Origin of the sequence: Pseudomonas sp. CAN1, from assembly GCF_030462585.1 — a bacterium.
Lineage (GTDB): Bacteria > Pseudomonadota > Gammaproteobacteria > Pseudomonadales > Pseudomonadaceae > Pseudomonas.
In genome coordinates, this window is the sequence record NZ_JASMRU010000004.1 from 53,379 (window position 1) to 75,014 (window position 21,636).

The following is a 21,636-nucleotide window of genomic DNA, read 5'->3' on the forward strand; positions in this document are numbered from 1 at the left end:
CGGGCGGCGCGCGCCTTCAGGCGTGACTCCCGATGATTTTCGACCTGCACGGCTTTGGCGATCAGCTGATCGCCGGCACCTGGATGACGCTCAAGCTGTCGCTCGCCTCAGTCTGTCTGGGACTGATCCTCGGCCTGCTCGGCGCCATCGCCAAGACCTCGAAGAATGCATTCCTGCGCATGCTCGGCGGTTTCTATACCACCGTGGTGCGTGGCGTCCCGGAGACGCTCTGGGTGCTGATGATCTACTTGGGCACGGTCGCCGGGCTGAACGCCCTGGGTGGCCTGTTCGGCTATCCCGAATTCGCCCTCTCGCCTTTCGCCGCAGGTACCTGCGCACTGGGCCTGTGCTTCGGCGCCTACGCCACCGAAGTCTTCCGTGGCGCGCTGCTGGCAATCCCCAAGGGCCACCGCGAAGCCGGCCAGGCGCTGGGGCTCTCCGCGCCGCGGATCTTCTGGCGCGTGGTCCTGCCGCAAGTGTGGCGCGTGGCGCTACCCGGCCTGGGCAACCTCTATCTGATCCTGCTCAAGGACACCGCGCTGGTTTCCCTGATCAGCCTCGACGAAATCATGCGCAAGGCCGGCGTCGCCTCCAACGCGACCAAGGAGCCCTTCACCTTCTACATGGCTGCCGCGCTGATCTACCTGGGACTCACCGTGTTCATCATGGCCGTCCTGCACTTCCTTGAGCGCCGCGCTGGCCAGGGCTTCGTGAGGAACGAGCTATGACCGACTTCGAGCTGATCCTCAAATGGCTGCCCAAGATGCTCCAGGGCGCGCAACTGACCCTGGAGCTGCTCGCCATCGCAGTGGTGGCCGGGCTGATCCTCGCGCTGCCCATCGGCATCGCCCGCGCGTCGCGCCACTGGTATGTACGTGCGCTGCCGTATGCCTACGTGTTCTTCTTCCGCGGCACGCCGCTGCTGCTGCAGCTGGCACTGGTCTACTACGGCCTGGCGCAGTTCGAGAGCGTGCGCAAGGGCCCGCTCTGGCCGTACCTGCGCGATCCGTACTGGTGCGCACTGCTGGCAATGACCCTGCACACCGCCGCGTACATCGCGGAAATCCTCCGTGGCGCCATCCATGCCATCCCGGTGGGTGAAGTGGAAGCCGCCCGTGCGCTGGGCATGTCCCGCCGCCAGGCGCTGTTCCACATCATCCTGCCGCGTGCCGCGCGCATCGCCATGCCGGCCTACAGCAACGAGGTAATCCTCATGCTCAAGGCCAGCGCCGTGGTGTACACCGTGACCCTGTTCGACATCATGGGCATGACCCGCACCATCATCGCGCGCACCTACGAGGCCATGCTGTTCTTCTGCCTCGCCGGGCTGTTCTACCTGGTCATCACCCTGGTGCTGACGCGCATCTTCCGCCTGCTCGAACGCTGGCTGAAGGTGGACTCGATGCAGGGCCGCTGACCGGCGCTCCCGCTCGCCCACGGGGTCGCTATAATGCGCGCCCCGTGGCTTCCTCCCGCTCCGTACCGTGCTGCCCGACGACACTCCCCTGACCGGTTCCGACCTACTCCAGCGCTTCCAGGCACTGGACGGCTTCCTGCTGGAACATCAGGCGCTGTGGCGACCCAAGCCGTTCACCGAACTGCAACTGCAGTGGGAGACGGAGCACCCGGAACTGGCGCACTGGCTGCGCAACCGCAGCCTGGAAGACGCCGAATCGGTGCATAACTCACCCGAGCTGCTCGATGCACCGGCACCCTTCCCCGACCTGGCTGCCACCGCAATGCGCCTGTCCAGCGTCGGCGAACTCCCCGCTCGCCCGGTGGGCAAGTTGCCGAACCTGCTGACCGTCGATGTGCCCGGACGCAAATGGCAGCAGATCGAAGCCTTCGCCAGCCGCCTGGCGTTCACCCGCGAACCGCAGCAATGGCTCGACTGGTGCGCCGGCAAGGGCCATCTGGGTCGCCTGCTGGCCCGCGACGGCAAGCCGCTGCTGAGCCTGGAGTTCGATGCAGCCCTGGTGCAGGACGGCCAGCGCTTGAGCGATCGCTTGGCCCTGCAGGCCCGCCACCATGAGCAGGACGTCCTGGCGGCAAACGCCGGCGAGCACCTGCAAGCGGAGCACACCGCCGTCGCCCTGCATGCCTGCGGCGACCTGCACGTGCGCCTGTTGCAACTGGCCAGCGCCAGGGGCTGTCTTCAATTGGCGGTCGCGCCCTGCTGTTACAACCGTATCAACGGCGAGCAGTACCAGCCGCTCTCCACCGCGGTGAAGGCGTCTTCCCTGCGCCTGTCGCGGGACGACCTGCGCCTGCCATTGGCGGAAACCGTCACCGCCGGTGCGCGGGTAAGGCGCCAGCGCGATGCTTCGWTGGCCCGCCGACTGGCCTTCGACCTGCTGCGAAGGGAGCTGAGCGGCAATGCCGATTACCTGACCACCCCGTCCGTCTCGCCGACCTGGCTGGACAAGCCCTTCGCCGACTACTGCCGCGACCTCGCTGCGCTGCGCGGCGTCACCCTGCCGGAATGCGTGGATTGGCAGCACTGGGAGGCCGCTGGATGGCAACGCCTGGCCCAGGTGCGCAACCTGGAACTGGTGCGCGGACTGTTCCGCCGGCCGATGGAGCTCTGGCTGCTCCTCGACCGCGCCCTGTACCTCGAGGAACAGGGCTATCGCGCCACCCTGGGCGCCTTCTGCGCCACCCGGATGACCCCGCGAAACCTGCTGCTGCTCGCCGAACGCATCTGAGACGGGCGTTCCAGAGATCCACCCACAGCACCTGTGGATAACTCTGTTCGTAACCTTGGAAAAACCTGCCCTGTCTTACCGTCCAGACCGCCTCGCTGCAATCTGGTCATTTTTTGCTCACATCAATTTAACTATTTAAAATCATATAGTTACATGAATAGGTGATTTCCATCACAGCCCATATGCGCTTTGCGTCCTGAATCGGCCGCCGTTGTGCATAAACGGCAGCCTGCGATGTAGGAAATCAGCCATACCTGTTGCTGTTCCCGCACTAATAGCGCTTCGTCGAACGGATTGTTGCGTATTCGCGACAATTGAGCCTTGTCAATTGCTGCCTAGGCAGTATCATTTCGAAACATTTCACTGCCTAAGCAGCTTTCTGTTTTGACATGAATCACTACAACGCAGCGGATTTCCCGTTCAAAGGCTCCATCGGTCAGTTGCTGGGCGCTACGGCGATCCTCAAGGACCGCCTGATGGACAAGCACCTCGCCCACCTGGACATCACCGCCGCCCAGTTCAAGGTGCTGTTCTTCGTCGGCCAGGGCCGCGCCAACACCCCGGCCGAGCTGTGCCGCGAGCTGTCCATCGACAGCGGCTCGATGACCCGCATGCTCGACCGCCTGGCGCGCAAGGACCTGCTGGTCCGCGAGCCCTGCCAGAACGACCGTCGCAGCGTGCGCCTGAGCCTCAGCAGCGCTGGCGAAGCGGTCAACGCCGAGGCACCGAGCATCGCCTCCGCCGCCATGAACGAACTGGTTGGCGGCCTTTCCGCCGATGAGCTGCAGACCCTCACCGGCCTGCTCGACAAGATCCTGCGCGCCCACGGCGCCGCGGCCAGTTGCGCGGCGCAGGAGAAATGACCATGAACCACCTCCGCATCGCCCTACTGCCGGCCGCCGTATTCGCCGCCGTGCTGGGGCTGGCCGGCTGCGTCAGCTCCTCGGGGCTGAGCACCAGCGGCAAGGCCGTCGACCCCGCCAGCCTGAAGGCCGGCGTCAGCCTCGACGGCACGCCCCTGTCGCCCGCCTCCTGGCCCAGCGAACGCTGGTGGACCAGCCTGGGCGACGCCCAGCTCGACAGCCTGATTGACGAAGCCCTGCGCGGCACTCCGGACCTGGACATCGCCAGCGCCCGTGCCCGCCAGGCCATCGCCGCGGCGCAGGCCCAGGACGCCGCACGCATGCCGAGCGTGAAGGGCACCGCCAGCTACGCCGGCATCCGCGCACCGACCTCCGTACTACCGGCGCCCACCGGCGGCCACTATTCGGCAGTGAAATACCTGTCGATGAGCTTCAGCTACGACCTCGACCTCTGGGGCGGTCAACGCGACGCCTGGGAAGCCGCTCTTGGCCAGGCCAATGCCGCCGAAGTCGACCGCCAGGCCGCCGCCATCACCCTCTCGACCAACGTCGCCCGCTCCTACAGCGAACTGGCCCACGCTTTCGTCGCCCGTGACCTGGCCAAGGACGAACTGGACCGCTCGCAGCATCTCTTCCAGCTCAGCCAGAAGCGCATGGACGCCGGCCTCGACAGCAAGGTCCAGCTGCAACAGACGCAATCCCAGGTCGCCAGCGCCAAGCAGCAACTGGCAGCGGCGGAACAGGACATCGCCAGCGACCGCATCGCCCTCGCCGTGCTGCTCGGCCAAGGCCCGGACCGCGGCCAGGAACTGCAGCGCCCGCAGGTGCTCAAGCCCGGCGCGCTGAGCCTGCCGTCGAACCTGCCGGCCGAGCTGCTGGGCCGCCGCGCGGACATCGTCGCCGCACGCTGGCGGGTCGAGGCTGCCTCGAAAAGCATCGATTCGGCGAAGACCGAGTTCTATCCCAACGTGAACCTGGGAGCGATGGTCGGCCTGGCCGCCATGCACACCAGCGACGTGCTGAAGGCGCCGAGCCGGTTCTTCCAGATCGCCCCGGCGATCTCCCTGCCGATCTTCGATGGCGGCCGCCTGCGCGCCAATCTCGCCGGCAAGGACGCCGACTACGACCTGGCCGTCGCCCAGTACAACAAGACCCTGGTCAACGCCCTCGGCGAGGTCAGCGACGACCTCGGCAAGCTGCGCTCACTGGAGCAGCAGATCGACGACCAGCGCGATGCCCGTGATATCGCCAAGTCCAACTTCGACCTGGCCATGCGCCGTTACGGCGAAGGCGTCGGCAACTACCTCGACGCCCTAAGCGTGCAGCAACAGCTGCTCCTTGCCGAACGCCAGCTGGCCAGCCTGGACGCCCAGCGCATCGACCTCTCGGTGCAACTGGTCCAGGCCCTGGGCGGTGGCTACCAGCCCGACACCACTTCCACTCCCGCCCCGCTCGCCCAGGCGAACGCGGCCGCCGCGCACTGAACGAGGCACCCGACATGAGCACCGCCACCCAAGAAACTCCCACCAGCAATCCCAAGCGCAAACGCTGGTTGCTGATCCTGCTCGCCGTGGTGATCCTCGCCGGCATCGCCAGCCTCGCCTGGGAAATCCTCTACGGCCGCTGGCACGAAGACACCGACGATGCCTACGTGAACGGCAACGTCGTGCAGATCACCCCGCAGATCACCGGCACCGTAGTCAGCATCGGCGCTGATGACGGAGACCTGGTGCAAAAGGGCCAGGTGCTGGTGAAGTTCGACCCCAGCGACGCCGACATCGCCCTGCAGCAAGCCGAAGCCAACCTCGCGCGCACCGTGCGCCAGGTGCGCGGTCTGTTCAGCAACGTCGACGGTTACAAGGCCGACGTGGCCGCCAAGAAGGTCGCCCTGACCAAGGCCGAAGCCGACTTCAAGCGCCGGCAGAACCTCGCCAACGATGGCGCCATCTCCCAGGAAGAACTGGCCCACGCCCGCGACGCCCTGGACACCGCGCGCAGCTCGCTGACCAGCTCCGAGCAGCAACTGGACACCAACCGCGCCCTGGTCGACGACACCGTGATCGCCTCGCACCCGGACGTCAAAGCCGCCGCCGCGAAGCTGCGCCAGGCCTACCTCGATGACGCCCGCGCGGTGATCATCGCACCAGTCACCGGCTACGTCGCCAAGCGCACCGTGCAGGTCGGCCAGCGCGTGCAGCCGGGCGCCGCGCTGATGGCGGTGATCCCGCTGGACCAGGTGTGGATCGACGCCAACTTCAAGGAAACCCAGCTCAAGCACATGCGCATCGGCCAGCCGGTGGAAATCCGCTCCGACCTCTATGGCGGCGAAGTGAAGTACTCCGGCACCGTCGACAGCCTCGGCGTCGGCACCGGCAGCGCCTTCTCGCTGCTGCCGGCGCAGAACGCCACCGGCAACTGGATCAAGATCGTCCAGCGCGTGCCGGTGCGCATCCGCATCAACTCCGAGGAGCTGGCGAAGAACCCGCTGCGCATTGGCCTGTCCATGGACGTCAACGTCAGCCTGCATGACCAGAGCGGCCCAGCCCTCGCCCAGCAGTCCCCGCACGAGGCGGTGTTCTCCACCGACGTGTACCAGGAGCAACTGGCTTCGGCGGACCATCTGATCGAGAAGCTGATCCAGGCCAACCTGGCCGATGCCAACCACAGCACCGCGCAGCGCTGATCCGACTGCCACCATGAGCCAGCCCAACAGCAGCAGTTTCAGCCCGCCCAGCCTGGTGATGGCCACCATCGGCCTGTCGCTGGCGACCTTCATGCAGGTGCTCGACACCACCATCGCCAACGTCGCCCTGCCGACCATCTCCGGCAACCTCGGGGTCAGCTCCGAGCAGGGCACCTGGGTAATCACCTCGTTCGCGGTGAGCAACGCCATCGCCCTGCCGCTGACCGGCTGGCTGAGCCGCAAGATCGGCGAGGTGCGGCTATTCATCGCCGCCACCCTGCTCTTCGTGATCGCCTCGTTCCTCTGCGGCGTCGCCCAGCAGATGGGCATGCTGGTGGGCTTCCGCGCCATCCAGGGCTTCGTCGCCGGGCCGCTCTACCCGATCACCCAGACGCTGCTGATCTCCATCTACCCCCCGGCGAAAAGGGGGATGGCACTGGCACTGCTGGCGATGGTGACGGTGGTCGCACCCATCGCCGGGCCGATCCTCGGCGGCTGGATCACCGACAGCTACAGCTGGCCGTGGATCTTCTTCATCAACGTGCCCATCGGCCTGTTCGCCGCCATGGTGGTCTACCAGCAACTGCGCGCGCGCCCGGTGGTGATCAAGCACGCCCCCATGGACTACATGGGCCTGGCGATGCTGGTGATCGGCGTCGGCGCCCTGCAGATCGTGCTCGACAAGGGCAACGACCTGGACTGGTTCGAATCCGGGTTCATCATCGGCGGCACGGTGCTCGCGGTGATCGCCCTGGCGGTCTTCGTGATCTGGGAGCTGACCGACAAGCACCCGATCGTCAACCTGCGACTGTTCGTGCACCGCAACTTCACAGTGGGAACCCTGGCGCTGGTTGGCGGCTACGCCGGCTTCTTCGGCATGAACCTGTTGCTGCCGCAGTGGCTACAAACACAGATGGGCTACACGGCAACCTGGGCCGGCCTGGCGGCGGCGCCAATCGGCATCCTTCCGGTATTCCTCTCGCCACTCGTCGGACGCTACGCGAACAATTTCGATCTTCGCCTGCTCGCCGGCCTGGCGTTCCTGGCGATGGCGGCGACCTGCTTCATGCGCGCCGACTTCACCACCGACGTCGACTACATGCACATCGCCCTGGTGCAGCTGTTCATGGGGCTGGGTGTGGCGTTCTTCTTCATGCCGATCCTGAGCATCCTGCTCTCCGACCTGCCGCCAGACCAGATCGCCGACGGCTCGGGCCTGGCAACCTTCCTGCGGACCCTGGCCGGCAGCTTTGCCGCGTCCTTGACCACCTGGATCTGGAATCGCCGCGCCACCATGCACCACGCCTACCTGACCGAAAACCTCAGCCAGTACGACCCGGCCACCCGCGCCACCGTCGAACAACTGGGCGGCCCCGGCCAGCACAGCGCCGCCCTGCTGGAGCGCATGGTGGAGAGCCAGGCCTACATGATCAGCACCATCGACTACTTCACCCTGCTGGGCTGGCTGTTCCTCGCCATGCTGGTGGTCATCTGCCTGGCCAAACCACCCTTCGGCGCCAAGCCCGGCGCGGCAACGGCGGGCGGCCACTGACCGAGACCTGCATCACACTGAAAAATCAGTGGTTTACACCCGGGGCGGCGTGGCTATAATGGCCGCCCTCCTTGCCGGTATAGCTCAGCTGGTAGAGCAACTGACTTGTAATCAGTAGGTCCCGGGTTCGACTCCTGGTGCCGGCACCACGTATAGAGACATGACAAAGGCCCACTACGAAGTGGGCCTTTGTCTTTTTCGGGGCTTGATTTCTGACGGACGGATGCTGGACTTTCAGAACCTTCCTCGTCACGAACCATCTAATACGCGCTTTGTACCGAGCACCAACAGCACGACTGTGCTGGGGGCGGCGCACCGAAAAAAGACATAGGTTTACGGACCTGTCTGCATGAATATAATGACCGCACTCACGCCAAGGCCAATGCCATACGGCCAGCAGATAAACCTGCCTGGAGCATCCCGAAGCACCAACAGGAAACACATTAGAAAGCGGATGGAACCGCCGGGGGCAGTAAAGTGATCGCCAACACTGCGGTACAGGGATACTTCGACCAAGTCGCCAGTAGCCGGCAGGAAATGCGGGTTGCCATTCTCCTTTCTACCTACAACGGTGCTGCCTTTCTCAAGGAGCAGCTCGACTCGCTGATTTCCCAGACCCACAAGAATTGGGTCATTTTCGCGTCAGACGACGGCTCAAGCGACGCAACCCTGGAGATTCTGGCCATCTACAAGGAAAAGCTGGGCGAGGACCGCATGAATATTGTCAGCGGCCCACGCAGAGGTTTCTCGGCGAATTTCCTTTCTCTGCTCAAGCAGCCCTTGGCAAACGCCGACTTCTATGCATTCTGCGACCAGGATGATGTCTGGGCGGCAAACAAGTTAGAGCTTGCACTGAGCTGGTGCATGACCATTCCGTCCGAGCAGCCGGCGCTGTATTGCGCGCGCACCCAACTGATCGACGAGTCCGGCGCGCCCATCGGGCTTTCTCCGCTGTTCTCTGCACCGGCGAGTTTCCGCAATGCGTTGGTGCAAAGCATTGCCGGCGGCAACACCATGGTTTTCAACAGATCTGCACGACATCTGCTGATGAAGACCCGGGAAGGCGATCACATAGTCTCCCATGACTGGTGGGCGTACCTGGTCGTGTCGGGGTGCGACGGGGCGATCCGTTACGACCCCACTCCCAGCGTTGGCTACCGCCAGCATGGCAATAATCTGATCGGATCCAATGCCCGCCTCCGTGATCGCCTTCAGCGCCTCAAAAGGATGTTCCATGGTACGTTCAAGGAGTGGAACGACTCCAACCTGCATGCCATGCAGGCCATCCATCCGGATCTGAGCTCTGAAAACCGCCAGACGCTTGTCCTCTTCGAGCAGGCACGGCATTCGCCTTTCCTAAAGCGCCTTGCATTGATCATTCGATCCGGCGTCTACAGGCAGACTCCCCTCGACAATATTGGCCTGACCGCTGCCGCCATTTTCCAGAGGCTATGACCTAAATGACTATTCTCGTAACCGGCAGCGCCGGGTTCATTGGTGCAAACTTCGTCCTCGACTGGCTATCCGAACACGATGAGCCCGTCGTAAGCCTCGACAAGCTGACCTATGCCGGAAATCGCCAGAACCTGGGCAGCCTGGTAAATGACCAACGCCATCTGTTCGTTCAAGGCGATATTGGCGACTCAGATCTGGTGACCGAGCTGCTCAGCACTCACAAGCCTCGCGCAGTGCTCAATTTCGCTGCCGAATCCCATGTGGACCGCTCGATCCACGGACCGGAAGACTTTATTCAGACCAACATCGTCGGCACTTTCCGATTGCTCGAAGCCGTACGGACACACTGGAGCCAACTCGGCGAAACCGAAAAGGCCCAGTTCCGCTTCCTGCATGTATCTACCGACGAAGTCTACGGCTCCCTGGGCCCCACTGATCCGGCGTTCTCCGAGCAGAACAAGTACGAGCCCAATAGCCCGTACTCGGCGTCCAAGGCGGCCTCCGACCACCTGGTACGTGCCTATCATCACACCTACGGCCTTCCCGTCCTGACCACTAATTGCTCGAACAATTACGGTCCGTATCATTTCCCAGAAAAGCTGATTCCGCTAATCATCCACAACGCACTGGTAGGAAAACCTCTGCCTATCTACGGCGATGGTCAGCAGATTCGAGACTGGCTGTACGTCAAGGACCACTGCTGCGCGATTCGCCGAGTCCTGGAAGCAGGCGAACTGGGCGAAACCTACAACGTGGGCGGCTGGAATGAAAAAGCCAACATCGATGTCGTGCACACTCTTTGCGACATTCTGGATGAAGAGCAGCCGCGCACCGATGGAAGGACCTACCGCGACCAAATTGCCTTCGTCAAAGATCGACCGGGACATGACCGTCGTTATGCAATTGACGCCACGAGGTTGGAGCGCGAGCTCGGCTGGAAACCGGCCGAGACTTTCGAAACCGGCATTCGGAAAACGGTACGCTGGTACCTGAGCAATCAGGATTGGGTCACGAACGTAACCAGCGGCGCATACCGTGAGTGGGTCGGCAAGCAATACGCATGAACAAGATTCTACTTCTCGGTGCTAACGGCCAGGTCGGTTGGGAACTCCAACGCTCTCTGGCGCCTCTGGCGCAGCTTACGATCTGTGACCGGCAGCATGCCGATCTCTCGGATCTAGCCGGCCTGAAGCAGCTGATTGTCGATGAACAGCCCGATGTGATCGTCAATGCCGCCGCCTACACGGCAGTGGATAAAGCCGAAAGCGACATGGTGGCCGCTCGGCGAATCAACGCCGAGGCAGTGGCACTCATAGCGAGTGTTGCTCAAGAACAGAATGCACTGTTCGTGCATTACTCCACTGACTATGTATTTGACGGCAGTGGCGATGTGCCGTTCTCCGAGCAAGCAGCTACTGGCCCTCTGAGCGTATACGGCCAAACCAAGCTCGAAGGTGAGATTGCAATCCGCGAAAGCGGCTGCAGCCACCTGATCCTGCGGACAAGTTGGGTATTCGCCGCCAGAGGGGCGAACTTCGCCAAGACCATGCTGCGCCTGGCGAAAGAGCGCGACGCACTCAACGTCATCGCCGATCAGTTCGGCGCCCCAACCAGCGCGGAGCTGATAGCCGATGTCACCGCGCACATTCTCAAGCATCTTGCTGCAGCCCCTGCGACGCTTAGAGAAGCTGCCGGTACCTACCACCTGGTAGCAAGTGGCGAGACGAGTTGGCACGGCTATGCCCGCTTCGTTATCGAGGAAGCTGGGCAGCTAGGCTGCGAGTTGCGTACCAGGGCAGAGAACATTGCACCCATTACTACCAGCCAATATCCGCTGCCCGCCCAGCGACCGGCCAACTCGCGCCTGTCCAACGACAAGCTACAAAACACCTTCGACCTGAAACTTCCCCCATGGGAATTCCATGTCCGTCGAATGATTAGAGAATTGGTGGATCAGGACGCCATATGAAGCGCAAAGGAATCATCCTCGCCGGAGGGTCTGGAACCCGCCTGCATCCAGCAACACTGGCAATCTCCAAGCAGTTGCTGCCGGTTTACGACAAACCGATGATCTATTACCCGCTGAGCACTCTCATGCTCGCCGGCATCAGGGATATCCTGATCATCTCCACCCCGCTGGATACGCCGCGCTTCGAGCAATTGCTGGGAGATGGAAGCCAATGGGGACTGAATCTGCAGTACGCCGTCCAGGCGTCACCCGACGGGCTAGCTCAGGCGTTCCTTATCGGCGAGCAGTTCATTGGTAACGATCTCAGCGCTCTCGTTCTTGGCGACAACATTTATCACGGGCACGACTTCCAGGAGTTGCTGCTCAACGCAATGCAGCGTAGTCAAGGCGCCAGCGTCTTCGCCTACCATGTGCACGACCCTGAGCGTTACGGCGTAGTTGAGTTCGATCAGCTTGGCAAAGCCATCAGCCTGGAAGAGAAGCCAGCCAATCCCAAGTCCAATTACGCGGTCACCGGTTTGTACTTCTATGACAAGCAGGTCGTCGATATTGCCAAGAGCATCAAACCCTCCGCTCGCGGCGAGCTCGAAATCACCGACGTGAACAAGGCTTATCTCCAGCTCAACTCGCTTTCCGTGGAGATCATGGGCCGCGGTTATGCCTGGCTGGATACCGGCACCCACGACTCTCTGCTGGAGGCCAGCCACTTCATTGCCACGCTGGAAAACCGGCAAGGCCTGAAAGTGGCGTGCCCGGAAGAGATAGCATTCCGCCAGAAATGGATCAGTGCAGAGCAGCTTGAAGCACTCGCGGCTCCACTGACCAAGAATGGCTACGGCCAATACCTGAAACGCCTGCTGGTTGAGACAGTCTACTGATGAAAGCTACCCGCCTTGCGCTCCCCGATGTTGTTCTGTTCGAGCCCAGAGTGTTCGGCGATGAGAGAGGCTTTTTCTTTGAAAGCTTTAACCATCGTCAGTTCGAGGAGGCAGTAGGTCGCTCCGTGAACTTTGTACAAGACAATCACTCCCGCTCTTCCAAGGGCGTCCTGCGCGGCCTGCACTACCAGATCGTCCAGCCCCAGGGAAAACTGGTCCGCGTGGTGTCCGGCGAGGTATACGACATCGCAGTGGACTTGCGGCGCTCCTCACCCACATTTGGCCAGTGGGCCGGTGAATACCTCAGCGCGGAAAACAAGCGCCAGCTTTGGGTTCCCGAAGGTTTCGCTCACGGCTTTCTTGTGCTTTCCGACCACGCCGAATTCCTCTACAAGACAACCGACTACTATGCACCGGGGCACGAGCGCTGCATCGTCTGGAATGACCCCGACCTGGCTATTACCTGGCCTGGATCCGAGGCCCCCATACTGTCGGAGAAAGATGCACGAGGTGGCCGCTTCGAATCTGCCGAGGTCTATGACTGATGCAGAAGCATCCTGTTTCACCACGGGAATTGCTCGCCAGCCTGTGGCGTAATCGAGTTCTGATTCGCGCAATGATCAAAAGGGAAGTGCTCGGCCGCTACCGCGGATCCTTCCTGGGTGTGCTCTGGTCGTTCTTCAATCCGGTCTTCATGCTGATCGTCTACACATTCGTTTTCAGCGTGGTATTCAAAGCTCGCTGGAGCGCCGGCAGCGACTCCAAGACCGAGTTTGCCCTGGTGTTATTCGCTGGCCTTATTGTTTTCAATCTTTTTTCCGAGGCCATAAACCGGGCGCCCGGGCTTATCCTGTCAAACGTAAACTACGTCAAGAAGGTTGTATTCCCGCTCGAAGTGCTGCCGTGGATATCGCTAGGCTCTGCCTTTTTCCACTTCATCATCAGTCTTTGCGTGTGGATAACCGGCTATATCGTGTTGTTCGGCCCCCCCCCTGCCACAGCCGTATACCTTCCCCTGGTACTTCTGCCATTGGTTCTGCTGACGATGGGCCTTTCCTGGTTCCTGGCCTCCCTTGGGGTGTTCATGCGCGACGTGACGCAACTGATTGGCATCATCACGTCGGTGATGATGTTCCTGTCACCCATTTTCTATCCCGTCTCCGCACTACCTGAGAAGTATCAGCACCTGATATTCATGAACCCCCTCACCATTGTCATTGAACAGGTAAGGGCCGTTCTATTCTGGGGAACAGCTCCCGACTTCGGCAACTTAGCGATCTATGTGATCGTCGCTTCGTGCATCGCTTGGCTGGGTTTCAGCTGGTTCCAGAAAACGCGCAAGGGGTTCGCCGATGTCCTCTGAGACTGCAATCAGGATCGAAAGCCTGAGCAAGTGCTATCAGGTCTACGCGCAGCCTCGGGATAGGCTCAAGCAATTCCTTCTACCCAATCTCCAGCGCTTGGCGAAGCTTCAGCCCAGGCAATATTTCCAGGAGTTCTGGGCACTTCAGAATGTCTCATTCGAGGTAGGAAGAGGCGAAACGGTCGGTATTCTCGGGCGAAACGGCAGTGGAAAATCAACGCTTTTGCAGTTGATCTGCGGAACACTGAATCCCACCGCCGGCACCATCGAAGTCAACGGCCGCATCGCGGCTCTGCTTGAGCTGGGTTCGGGTTTCAACCCCGAATTTACCGGGCGTGAAAACGTCTACTTGAGTAGCACCCTGCTTGGCATGAGCCTCGAAGAAATCAATGAGCGCTTCGATAGCATTGCCGCCTTTGCGGATATCGGCGAGTTCCTCGACCGCCCGGTAAAAACCTACTCCAGCGGCATGTTCGTTCGCCTCGCCTTTGCTGTGAATATCATGTCGCAACCCGAAATCATGGTGGTCGATGAGGCCCTGGCCGTGGGTGACATGAGTTTCCAGGCAAAGTGCATGACCGCATTGCGCCGAATTCAGGATAACGGCGCTACCGTGCTATTTGTCAGCCACGACATTGGTAGCGTCAAAAGCCTGTGCTCACGCGCCGTTTACCTTGAGCGAGGCAATCTGGTCGCGGTTGGCAAGGCTGCAACTGTGGCAGAAGACTATGTCCGCATGATGCGCGAAGAGATGAATTCGCAGCACCGGGATTCGTTGCAAATCAAGGCCGACGTTGCAGAAGAGCCTCTCGAGACCAGCGATCCGGAAACGGCTTCGCTGTCGGAAAGCGAGTCGCAGCACGACGCCTTCGAAACACGAGTAGCGCAGTTCCGTTATGGCACCGCCAAGGCGAAGATCATTTATGCGGAATTGCTCGACATCGATGATGAACCAGTACTGTCCATTGAATTCAATCAGTCGGTAAAAGTCCGTTTCCGATTCCGGGTGACTGAAGAAATGACTCTGGCACCGAGTTACTACATCCTTGATGACAAGAAGAACCTCATTGCCGGTGCAGGCCCCCGTCAATTGGACATGGCGCTCCCGGTTTGCAAGCCAAACACGGAGTACGTAGCGACCTATCTGACTGAGCTTCCATTGCACGAAGGCAACTACAGCATCCAGATCCAGCTCAATCGGCCGATCATTCTGGACGAAACCGCAGAGTTTCTCGACGTTATCGATGATGCCATCCTGTTCAATGTGCAGCGCAGGCGCAATGGGCGCATCTGGACGAAGACCCTGCTCCCTAATCGCCTGGAGATCGTCGGCGCATGAAAGCTCTGTTATCCCGCATTAGCAGAGCTTTCCAGGCGAGCAAGGCTCAGCTCCAATGCCCTCTTTGCAAGACCGCCGATATCTCGTTCACCCCGTTGGACAGTTACTACCGAGATAACGCCAAAGCAAACGGCTACCAGTATTTTGGCCAAGGCGAAATGACGGCTGTCGACAGTTACTCCTGCAGCGCCTGTGGTGCATCGGACCGCGAGCGCCTATACGCCTACTGGGTAGAGCAGATGATTGCCTCTGGTCGGCTACATGAAGGGCACCGGCTTATCCACTTCTCTCCGGAACCAGCTCTGGGCGCCCTTATCCAGCAGAAAGGCCTATTCGATTATTCGACAGCCGACTTGGTCATGCCAGGTGTCGACTATCACGCGGACCTGATGGATCTGCCATTCGAGGATGAAAGCGTCGACTTCTTCATATGTAGTCACGTACTTGAGCACGTGCCCGACGATCGCCAGGCTATCCGCGAGTTGCACCGGATCACACGCAAGAGCGGAGTCGGCATTCTCATGGCCCCCATCATTCTCGGCCTGAAGCACACTGACGAAGAGGCGTCGCCCTGCTCTCCCGAAGAGCGATGGCGCAGATTCGGCCAGGACGATCATGTACGTCTCTATGCGCACAACGATTACGTTCAGCGCATTCAGGAAAGTGGTTTCAAGTTGAAGCAACTGGGCCAGGCTCACTTCGGTGCGCAACTATTCAGAAGCCTCGGCCTCAAGGACACCAGCATCCTCTATATAGTGAGCAAGTCATGATTCCAGTGACACGCACCTTCCTGCCAACCTTCGAGGAGTACATGGAACAGGCGAAGGGCATCTGGGAGAGTGGCCAACTGACCAACAACGGCGCTCAAGTTCGCTCGTTGACCAGCGCAGTGAGCCAGTACCTGGGAGTCAGCCACCTCGAATTGATGAGCAACGGTACGCTCGCCTTGCAACTTGCCATCCGCGCGCTGGATCTTCGAGGCGAGATAATCACCACCCCCTTCAGCTACGTGGCGACGACCAATGCCATTCTCTGGGAGGGCTGCGAGCCGGTATTCGTCGATATCGACCCGCAAACACTATGCATCGATCCACGACTGATCGAAGCAGCCATCACGGATAAAACCTGCGGCATCCTGGCGACCCATGTCTACGGCTACCCCTGCGCCATTGAGACCATCGAATCCATCGCGAAAAAGCATGGCCTCAAAGTCATCTATGACGCCGCACACGCCTTCGGCGGCAAGCTCAACGGCTCCTCGCTGGCCTCTTTCGGTGACTGCAGCACTCTGAGCTTCCACGCCACCAAACTTTTCCATAGCGCAGAAGGCGGAGCAGTCGTTGCAGCGGACCCGGAAGTGGCACGCAAGCTCTTTCTGCTGAGCCGATTCGGCCACATTGGAGAGGACAACTACCTCTGCCTGGGAATCAACGCAAAGATGTCGGAGCTGCATGCCGCCATGGGCATGGTCATGCTCCCCAAGGTCGACCAGATCATTGCTGCACGTCGGCAATGCTCCTTCTGGTATGACGAGCATCTGCAAGGCTGTCACCTCGCCCGCCCTCATGCGCCGGAGGGGCTCGAATATAACTACGCCTACTATCCAGTGGTGTTCGATGACGCCAGAAGCATGAAGCTTGCGCTGGCCAAGCTGATCGAACATGACATACGTCCGCGGCGCTACTTCCATCCTGCCTTGAACACTCTGCCATTCCTAGAGCAGCCTGGGCGCTATAGCTGCCCGGTCGCGGAAAGCATGGCCGAGCGGGTACTCAGCTTACCGATGTTCGTTGGTCTGACTGAAGAATCGATCAAGCAGATAAGCGGCATACTGCGCAGTTGCAATTGACGCACCATGCCGCCTCGTGTGCTCGTCCTTCGCGACGGCAATACCGGCACGCTTCCGGTTAACAGCACATGCAGCGCGGAATGACCAGGCGATCAGCATTTTCAAAATTTCAAGAAGCAAGGCACTTGATGATGGACAAGCTCCCCCCAAAGGTTTCAGTTATTCTCACCTCGCTTAATCACGGCAAGTATGTGGGTGAAGCTATCGAGAGTGTGCTTGCACAAACCTTCGCCGATTTTGAATTGATCATTTGGGACGATGCATCCGACGACGACTCATGGGAAGTCATCCAGCGTTACTCGGACCCCCGCATCAAGACATTCCGCAACACGAAGCGCGGTCGAGCAATCGTTGGCATCAACCGCTGCATTAGCGAAATTGCACAAGGTCAACTCCTAGCGATCCATCACTCCGACGACGTCTGGCACTCTGAAAAACTAGCCCGACAAGTCGCGTTCCTGGAGGCGAATCCGGAAGTAGGTGCAGTCTTTACCAACGCCAATATCATTCTCGAAAACGGCGACCCGCTTCAGGACGAAAATCACTTTTATTACAATGTCTTCGCGCAACCCAACCGCAGCAGGCATGAGTGGCTCAGGCAGCTTTATCTTCAAGGCAATGTGCTGTGTCACCCCAGCGTCCTGATCCGCAAGGAGTGCTACCGGACGTGCGGTGCTTATCGCCATGGTTTCGGCCAACTGGGTGATTTCGACATGTGGGTTCGGCTGTGCCTGCACTACCCCATTCATGTGCTTCCACAAAAGCTGGTCGACTTCCGCATCCTGAATACTCAGCGCAATAACAGCGGCAACAGGTTCGACAGCAGAGTTCGAAGCGATGTCGAACTTGTCCATGTGCTGCGCCATTTCCTGGCGCTCGAAAACTTTGACGAGTTGGTACAGGTTCTTCCAGACACGCGTATGTACAAGGCGGGCGAGCACTCCAGCATACCGTTCGCTTTGGCCATGGTCACTCTGGAAATCAGTTCGAATCCTGTATATCAACTTTTCGCCTTTGACATCCTGTTCAAACTTATCTTCGACCCGCAGAGTGCTCCGGAGATTAAACAGGTTTACGATTTCGACTATCAATCACTGATCGTGCTGACCGGCAGATATGACATATTCCGGGATGAGGCGCTTACACAACTGAAAGCTGAAATGACAGAGCAAGTCCGACTGCACGAAGAAAGCAGGAAAGAGCAGGAACTCCTCCTGAATACCGCCCGCTCGGATATTGCGCGAAGCAGCTTGAAAGTCACCGACAGAGATCAGCAGATTTCCGAACGCGATCAGCACATCGAAGAATTGAAGACGGCGCTAGCCAATCTTATCGAGCAGAACCAAGAAGCGAGCCATGCCAGTTACTTGGAAATTGACCGCCTGAGCTACAACCTGGCGGCAATGCGCAACTCGACCTCCTGGCGAATGACAGCTCCGCTGCGGTTTCTGATTTTTAACGCTAAGCGGATCGTACGCCTGCTGAGAAGACTGCCGGGAATGATCCAGCAGGCAGGCGGAGTGAAGGAGTCGTCGGCAAAGGCGATCCAGGTACTTCGACAGGAAGGCCTGACCGGGCTCAAGATGCGTATCCGCCGTCAAGGTGCATTGGTTCAGCAAAAGGAAGTTTTACAGGCTGCATTGATTGCGCAAAGCAAAGTCATGGAAGTCCAGCCGTACTACCTGGACCCCAACGAGAATGTCGCCGTTGCTGCTCCCAGTAACCGCCGCATAGGTGTTCACCTGACAGTATCCGGGCCTGGTGATGTACAGGGCTTCATTGCCAGAACCAGTCAATGGCAATTACCACTCTCTGTCTACGTCACAATACTCGGCAATGGCCATAATGACGCCGTCGAGCAACTGCTTCGACAAGCACTACCAAAGCTGGAAAAGCTTGTCATCCAGGTCAGCACTGGCGTAGCAGGGTTCCCGGCGAGCACAGGGCAGTATTACAGCGAATTGCTGGAGCATGAATGGCTCGGTCTGTTCGACCTGACCCAACCACACACATCCTCAACGCTGGATATCATGCTCGGCGCCCCAGGTGGTTCCGCGCAGCACATCTACAAGTTGCTCGGGGAGCTTGCTCAGGATTCGAGTGTTATCTACCCAGAGTTCCACTCATCACAACCTCAAGAGCCCACCGGCTGGGGTAACGAGCATCAGCGTAGAGAGTTGGAGCTTTTGCTCGAACAACTGGGCGCCACTCAGTTGCAAGAATTCTCCAGCATCGACTTCCCGCGTCAGGGCATGCTCTGGGGCCGTACACCCGCTCTTCAGCAATTCCTGGAGCTGAGTCGAACGAACGCCGACGTCGTTCATCTGGATACATTGAAGCGCCTGCCATTATTGCTGGCCGGTCTTGCCGGCGGCAGCATCAAGTGCTTGCACCAGGGAGACTCGATCAGCGACTTCCGCCATTACGAAGAATCACACGACTTCTCGGGCTCGATCGTCCACGACGATGTGAAGGTGCTGTCGTACTATCTTCCGCAATTCCACCCTACTCCTGAGAACGACCTTTGGCACGGCAAAGGATTCACCGAGTGGACCAAGGTTCGAGCTGCCAATCCGCTGTTCAAGGGACATTTCCAACAGCATATTCCCCATCCTGACAGTGGTTACTACCTGCTGGACTCGCCTGAAACGTTGCGAAAGCAGGCAGAACAGATGCGCGCTGCCGGTGTGTATGGTCAGGTCTTCTATCACTACTGGTTCACCGGAAAACTGATCCTCGAAGAACCGGTGCGCATGCTGCTGGACACGCCTGATATCCAGATGCCCTTCTGTTTCTGCTGGGCAAATGAAAACTGGACACGCCGCTGGGACGGTAATGAAAGTGAAATCCTGCTCGGCCAGAACTATTCCGCCGATGATGCCAAGGCTTTCATTCAGTACCTGATTCCGTTCTTCAAGGACCCGCGCTACATCCGCGTCAACGACCGCCCGGTACTGTCCATTTATCGTCCATCCTCTATCCCCGATACAAAAGAGTATCTGGATATCTGGGAGAGCGAATGTGCCGCTCATGGGATCGCCCGTCCATATGTAGTCGCCGTGCTCACCCGCGGCACAGTTGACCCGCGCGACCATGGCATGGACGCAGGGACCGAACGCGTCCTGCATGACTGGACTGACGGTGCAGTAGCCGAGCGCAAGCACGAACTCCAGCAGTACACCCATATGGCAGGCAGTGTGTTGGAGTACGCCAACGTCGCAGATTTCTACATGGCCCAGACCGATGCCAAGGAGTTCCCCTACTACCGTTCGCTGGTTCCAACCTGGGACAACACGGCGCGCTATGGCGATCGCGCACTGCTTCTGCACGGCAGCACCCCAGAGAAATTCCAGCAGTGGCTGGAAAGTTCCATCCAATACAGCAAGAAGCATCTTCCGTCCAATGAGCGCTTCATCCTGGTCAATGCCTGGAACGAGTGGGCAGAGGGCGCACACCTGGAGCCCGACACTCGCTTCGGATATAGCTACCTCAACTCTGTTGGCCGCGCTCTTTCAGGCCTTTCCTATGGGCGCCAGCTTACGCCGGTAGAGCAGCAAAGCCGGCCGACCAAACTGGCCATGCAAATCTCTACCGAAGCGCAGGAACTGCTGCATCAGGACAGCGATCTGCATCGCCGCTTCCTGCTCTGCCTGGGTGCAGCAGTTTCCGAACTGAAGAACTGCAGCGTTGGCGCTGTAGACAAAGCCCTCGCTGCTCATCTCGCACTTCCTTGTGTGACAGCAGACGAGTCCGACTTCGTGCTATCGATCACACGGCCGGCGCTTTTCGACCATGAGCTTCTGCTCAAACTGCTCGACATGGCGCAATCAGCTCCTGGCTCAGTCGTCATTCCCAACGATTACAGAGCCGGAACATCCCTGGTTCAGTGCACGGAAAACGGCTCGGTAACCGAAGCCGAGGCTTACCAGAGCTCCATGCGCCTGGCGCCCTCGCACCTGCCTGAAGGCAGGCTCAAAAATATTCGCCTGAGAACTGAGGCCTATTGCTTCCCGAGCCATCCCTGGTCGAAATCGGCGGATAGCGCTCCTCAGGTAACCACCATCATGCGCTTCCACAAATCCGGCAGCCTCGCCCCGCTGAAGAACGCCCTGTACTCCTTGGCGGCCATGCACAACTGCACCGTCACACCGCTGATTACCGCCCAGGATCTCAGTGTGCAGCAGAAGGCGGATCTAACCGTTCTGCTGCAGACGATTCCGTTGCCCCATGGTGCAGTCCCCCGCGTGGAGTACTACGAGACCCTCAATGGAAAGGGGGACTTGCGCTCGAAGATGCTGAACCACGCGCTGAGCCTGGTGAGCACACAGTATGCGGCCTTCCTCGATTATGACGATCTGATGATGCCCCACGCTTACGACTGGATGGTTTCTCGGCTTGAGAAGACGGGCAAGGCCGCGACTTTCGGCAGGATCTACGCAACGCTCTACAACGGCCATACCGGTGAAATCCTGGAGCGAAAGGCCAACTTTGAGTATGGCTATAGTTACGACGATTTCGTCAGCAACAACCACACCCCGCTGCATGGCTTCCTCCTGGACATCCAGAAGATGGATGTCACCAGTTTGATCTACCACGATGATCATCGCTATATGGAAGATTACTTCCTTACCCTGCAATTGTTCACCCGTGAAAACACCGACTGGGAAAGCCTGCGGGACAACGTATACGTAGGCGATTACATTCACAGCATCGAGCGGGAACACACGCTAGCCATCACCGACAACGCCGAGCGGCAAAGACTGCTGGCAGATCCGGAGTACCAGGCTTGCGACAGGCGTATCAATGACCTGCGCAAGAAGTTGAGCAGCGGAGAGCGGCTGAGCAACTGACACCAGTAACATCCGGACAATCAACCGATTGTCCGGGCATCTCCTTGCGCCCAAACCCCGAAAGCTCCATTCAGCCGGCAAGCCTGGCAGCCCCCATCGAACCTGATAAGCTCCTAGCTTCTAGGTGCGA

The 21,636-nt window shown here is 59.6% G+C and carries 17 protein-coding genes and 1 tRNA gene; all 18 read left to right on the top strand.

Annotated features, from left to right (window positions below; translation table 11 throughout):
* The first annotated feature begins 32 nt into the window (after nucleotides 1–32).
* The 18 genes from QO207_RS07545 to QO207_RS07630 all read left to right on the top strand — a co-directional run bounded on the left by QO207_RS07545 (nucleotide 33) and on the right by QO207_RS07630 (nucleotide 21,506).
* Nucleotides 33–728, top strand: coding sequence for an ABC transporter permease (locus QO207_RS07545; protein WP_301531861.1), 696 nt, complete (start codon nucleotides 33–35; stop codon nucleotides 726–728).
* Complete coding sequence (locus tag QO207_RS07550; RefSeq protein WP_301531862.1) at nucleotides 725–1,417, top strand: ABC transporter permease; 693 nt, start codon at nucleotides 725–727, stop codon at nucleotides 1,415–1,417. The genes QO207_RS07545 and QO207_RS07550 overlap by 4 nt, the downstream gene beginning before the upstream one ends.
* A gap of 70 nt (nucleotides 1,418–1,487) precedes the next feature.
* Complete coding sequence (locus tag QO207_RS07555; protein WP_301532075.1) at nucleotides 1,488–2,705, top strand: methyltransferase; 1,218 nt, start codon at nucleotides 1,488–1,490, stop codon at nucleotides 2,703–2,705.
* Nucleotides 2,706–3,094: 389 nt separating this feature from the next.
* A complete protein-coding gene (locus tag QO207_RS07560) occupies nucleotides 3,095–3,568 on the top strand; it encodes a MarR family winged helix-turn-helix transcriptional regulator (RefSeq protein WP_301531863.1) in 474 nt (157 codons plus the stop codon).
* Nucleotides 3,565–5,052, top strand: a complete 1,488-nt coding sequence (locus tag QO207_RS07565) for an efflux transporter outer membrane subunit (RefSeq protein WP_301531864.1) — start codon at nucleotides 3,565–3,567, stop codon at nucleotides 5,050–5,052. The genes QO207_RS07560 and QO207_RS07565 overlap by 4 nt, the downstream gene beginning before the upstream one ends.
* A 14-nt stretch (nucleotides 5,053–5,066) precedes the next feature.
* Nucleotides 5,067–6,251 carry an efflux RND transporter periplasmic adaptor subunit gene (locus QO207_RS07570; RefSeq protein WP_301531865.1) on the top strand — a complete coding sequence of 395 codons (1,185 nt, stop codon included), beginning with the start codon at nucleotides 5,067–5,069 and terminating at the stop codon, nucleotides 6,249–6,251.
* Between the two features lie 13 nt (nucleotides 6,252–6,264).
* Entirely contained in the window at nucleotides 6,265–7,803 is a 1,539-nt protein-coding gene (locus QO207_RS07575; protein ID WP_301531866.1) for a DHA2 family efflux MFS transporter permease subunit, read from the top strand.
* 73 nt (nucleotides 7,804–7,876) lie between these two features.
* Nucleotides 7,877–7,952: transfer RNA gene (locus tag QO207_RS07580), tRNA-Thr, on the top strand.
* 328 nt (nucleotides 7,953–8,280) lie between these two features.
* A complete protein-coding gene (locus QO207_RS07585; protein WP_301531867.1) occupies nucleotides 8,281–9,258 on the top strand; it encodes a glycosyltransferase family 2 protein in 978 nt (325 codons plus the stop codon).
* A gap of 5 nt (nucleotides 9,259–9,263) precedes the next feature.
* Complete coding sequence (gene rfbB, locus QO207_RS07590) at nucleotides 9,264–10,322, top strand: dTDP-glucose 4,6-dehydratase (protein ID WP_301531868.1); 1,059 nt, start codon at nucleotides 9,264–9,266, stop codon at nucleotides 10,320–10,322.
* The gene (gene rfbD / locus QO207_RS07595; RefSeq protein WP_301531869.1) at nucleotides 10,319–11,227 is read left to right on the top strand and encodes a dTDP-4-dehydrorhamnose reductase; all 909 of its coding nucleotides are present in this window, start codon (nucleotides 10,319–10,321) and stop codon (nucleotides 11,225–11,227) included. The genes rfbB and rfbD overlap by 4 nt, the downstream gene beginning before the upstream one ends.
* Complete coding sequence (rfbA, locus tag QO207_RS07600) at nucleotides 11,224–12,105, top strand: glucose-1-phosphate thymidylyltransferase RfbA (RefSeq protein WP_301531870.1); 882 nt, start codon at nucleotides 11,224–11,226, stop codon at nucleotides 12,103–12,105. Before rfbD ends, rfbA begins: the two co-directional genes overlap by 4 nt.
* Nucleotides 12,105–12,650 carry a dTDP-4-dehydrorhamnose 3,5-epimerase gene (gene rfbC, locus QO207_RS07605; protein WP_301531871.1) on the top strand — a complete coding sequence of 182 codons (546 nt, stop codon included), beginning with the start codon at nucleotides 12,105–12,107 and terminating at the stop codon, nucleotides 12,648–12,650. Before rfbA ends, rfbC begins: the two co-directional genes overlap by 1 nt.
* On the top strand, nucleotides 12,650–13,468 hold the full coding sequence (locus QO207_RS07610) for an ABC transporter permease (RefSeq protein WP_301531872.1): 819 nt from the start codon (nucleotides 12,650–12,652) through the stop codon (nucleotides 13,466–13,468). Before rfbC ends, QO207_RS07610 begins: the two co-directional genes overlap by 1 nt.
* Complete coding sequence (locus QO207_RS07615; RefSeq protein WP_301531873.1) at nucleotides 13,458–14,807, top strand: ABC transporter ATP-binding protein; 1,350 nt, start codon at nucleotides 13,458–13,460, stop codon at nucleotides 14,805–14,807. The genes QO207_RS07610 and QO207_RS07615 overlap by 11 nt, the downstream gene beginning before the upstream one ends.
* Nucleotides 14,804–15,577 (top strand): class I SAM-dependent methyltransferase, encoded by a 774-nt coding sequence (locus QO207_RS07620; RefSeq protein WP_301531874.1) that lies wholly within the window; start codon nucleotides 14,804–14,806, stop codon nucleotides 15,575–15,577. Before QO207_RS07615 ends, QO207_RS07620 begins: the two co-directional genes overlap by 4 nt.
* Nucleotides 15,574–16,656, top strand: coding sequence for a DegT/DnrJ/EryC1/StrS aminotransferase family protein (locus QO207_RS07625; protein ID WP_301531875.1), 1,083 nt, complete (start codon nucleotides 15,574–15,576; stop codon nucleotides 16,654–16,656). The genes QO207_RS07620 and QO207_RS07625 overlap by 4 nt, the downstream gene beginning before the upstream one ends.
* Before the next feature lie 131 nt (nucleotides 16,657–16,787).
* A complete protein-coding gene (locus tag QO207_RS07630; protein WP_301531876.1) occupies nucleotides 16,788–21,506 on the top strand; it encodes a glycoside hydrolase family 99-like domain-containing protein in 4,719 nt (1,572 codons plus the stop codon).
* Nucleotides 21,507–21,636 lie beyond the last annotated feature (130 nt).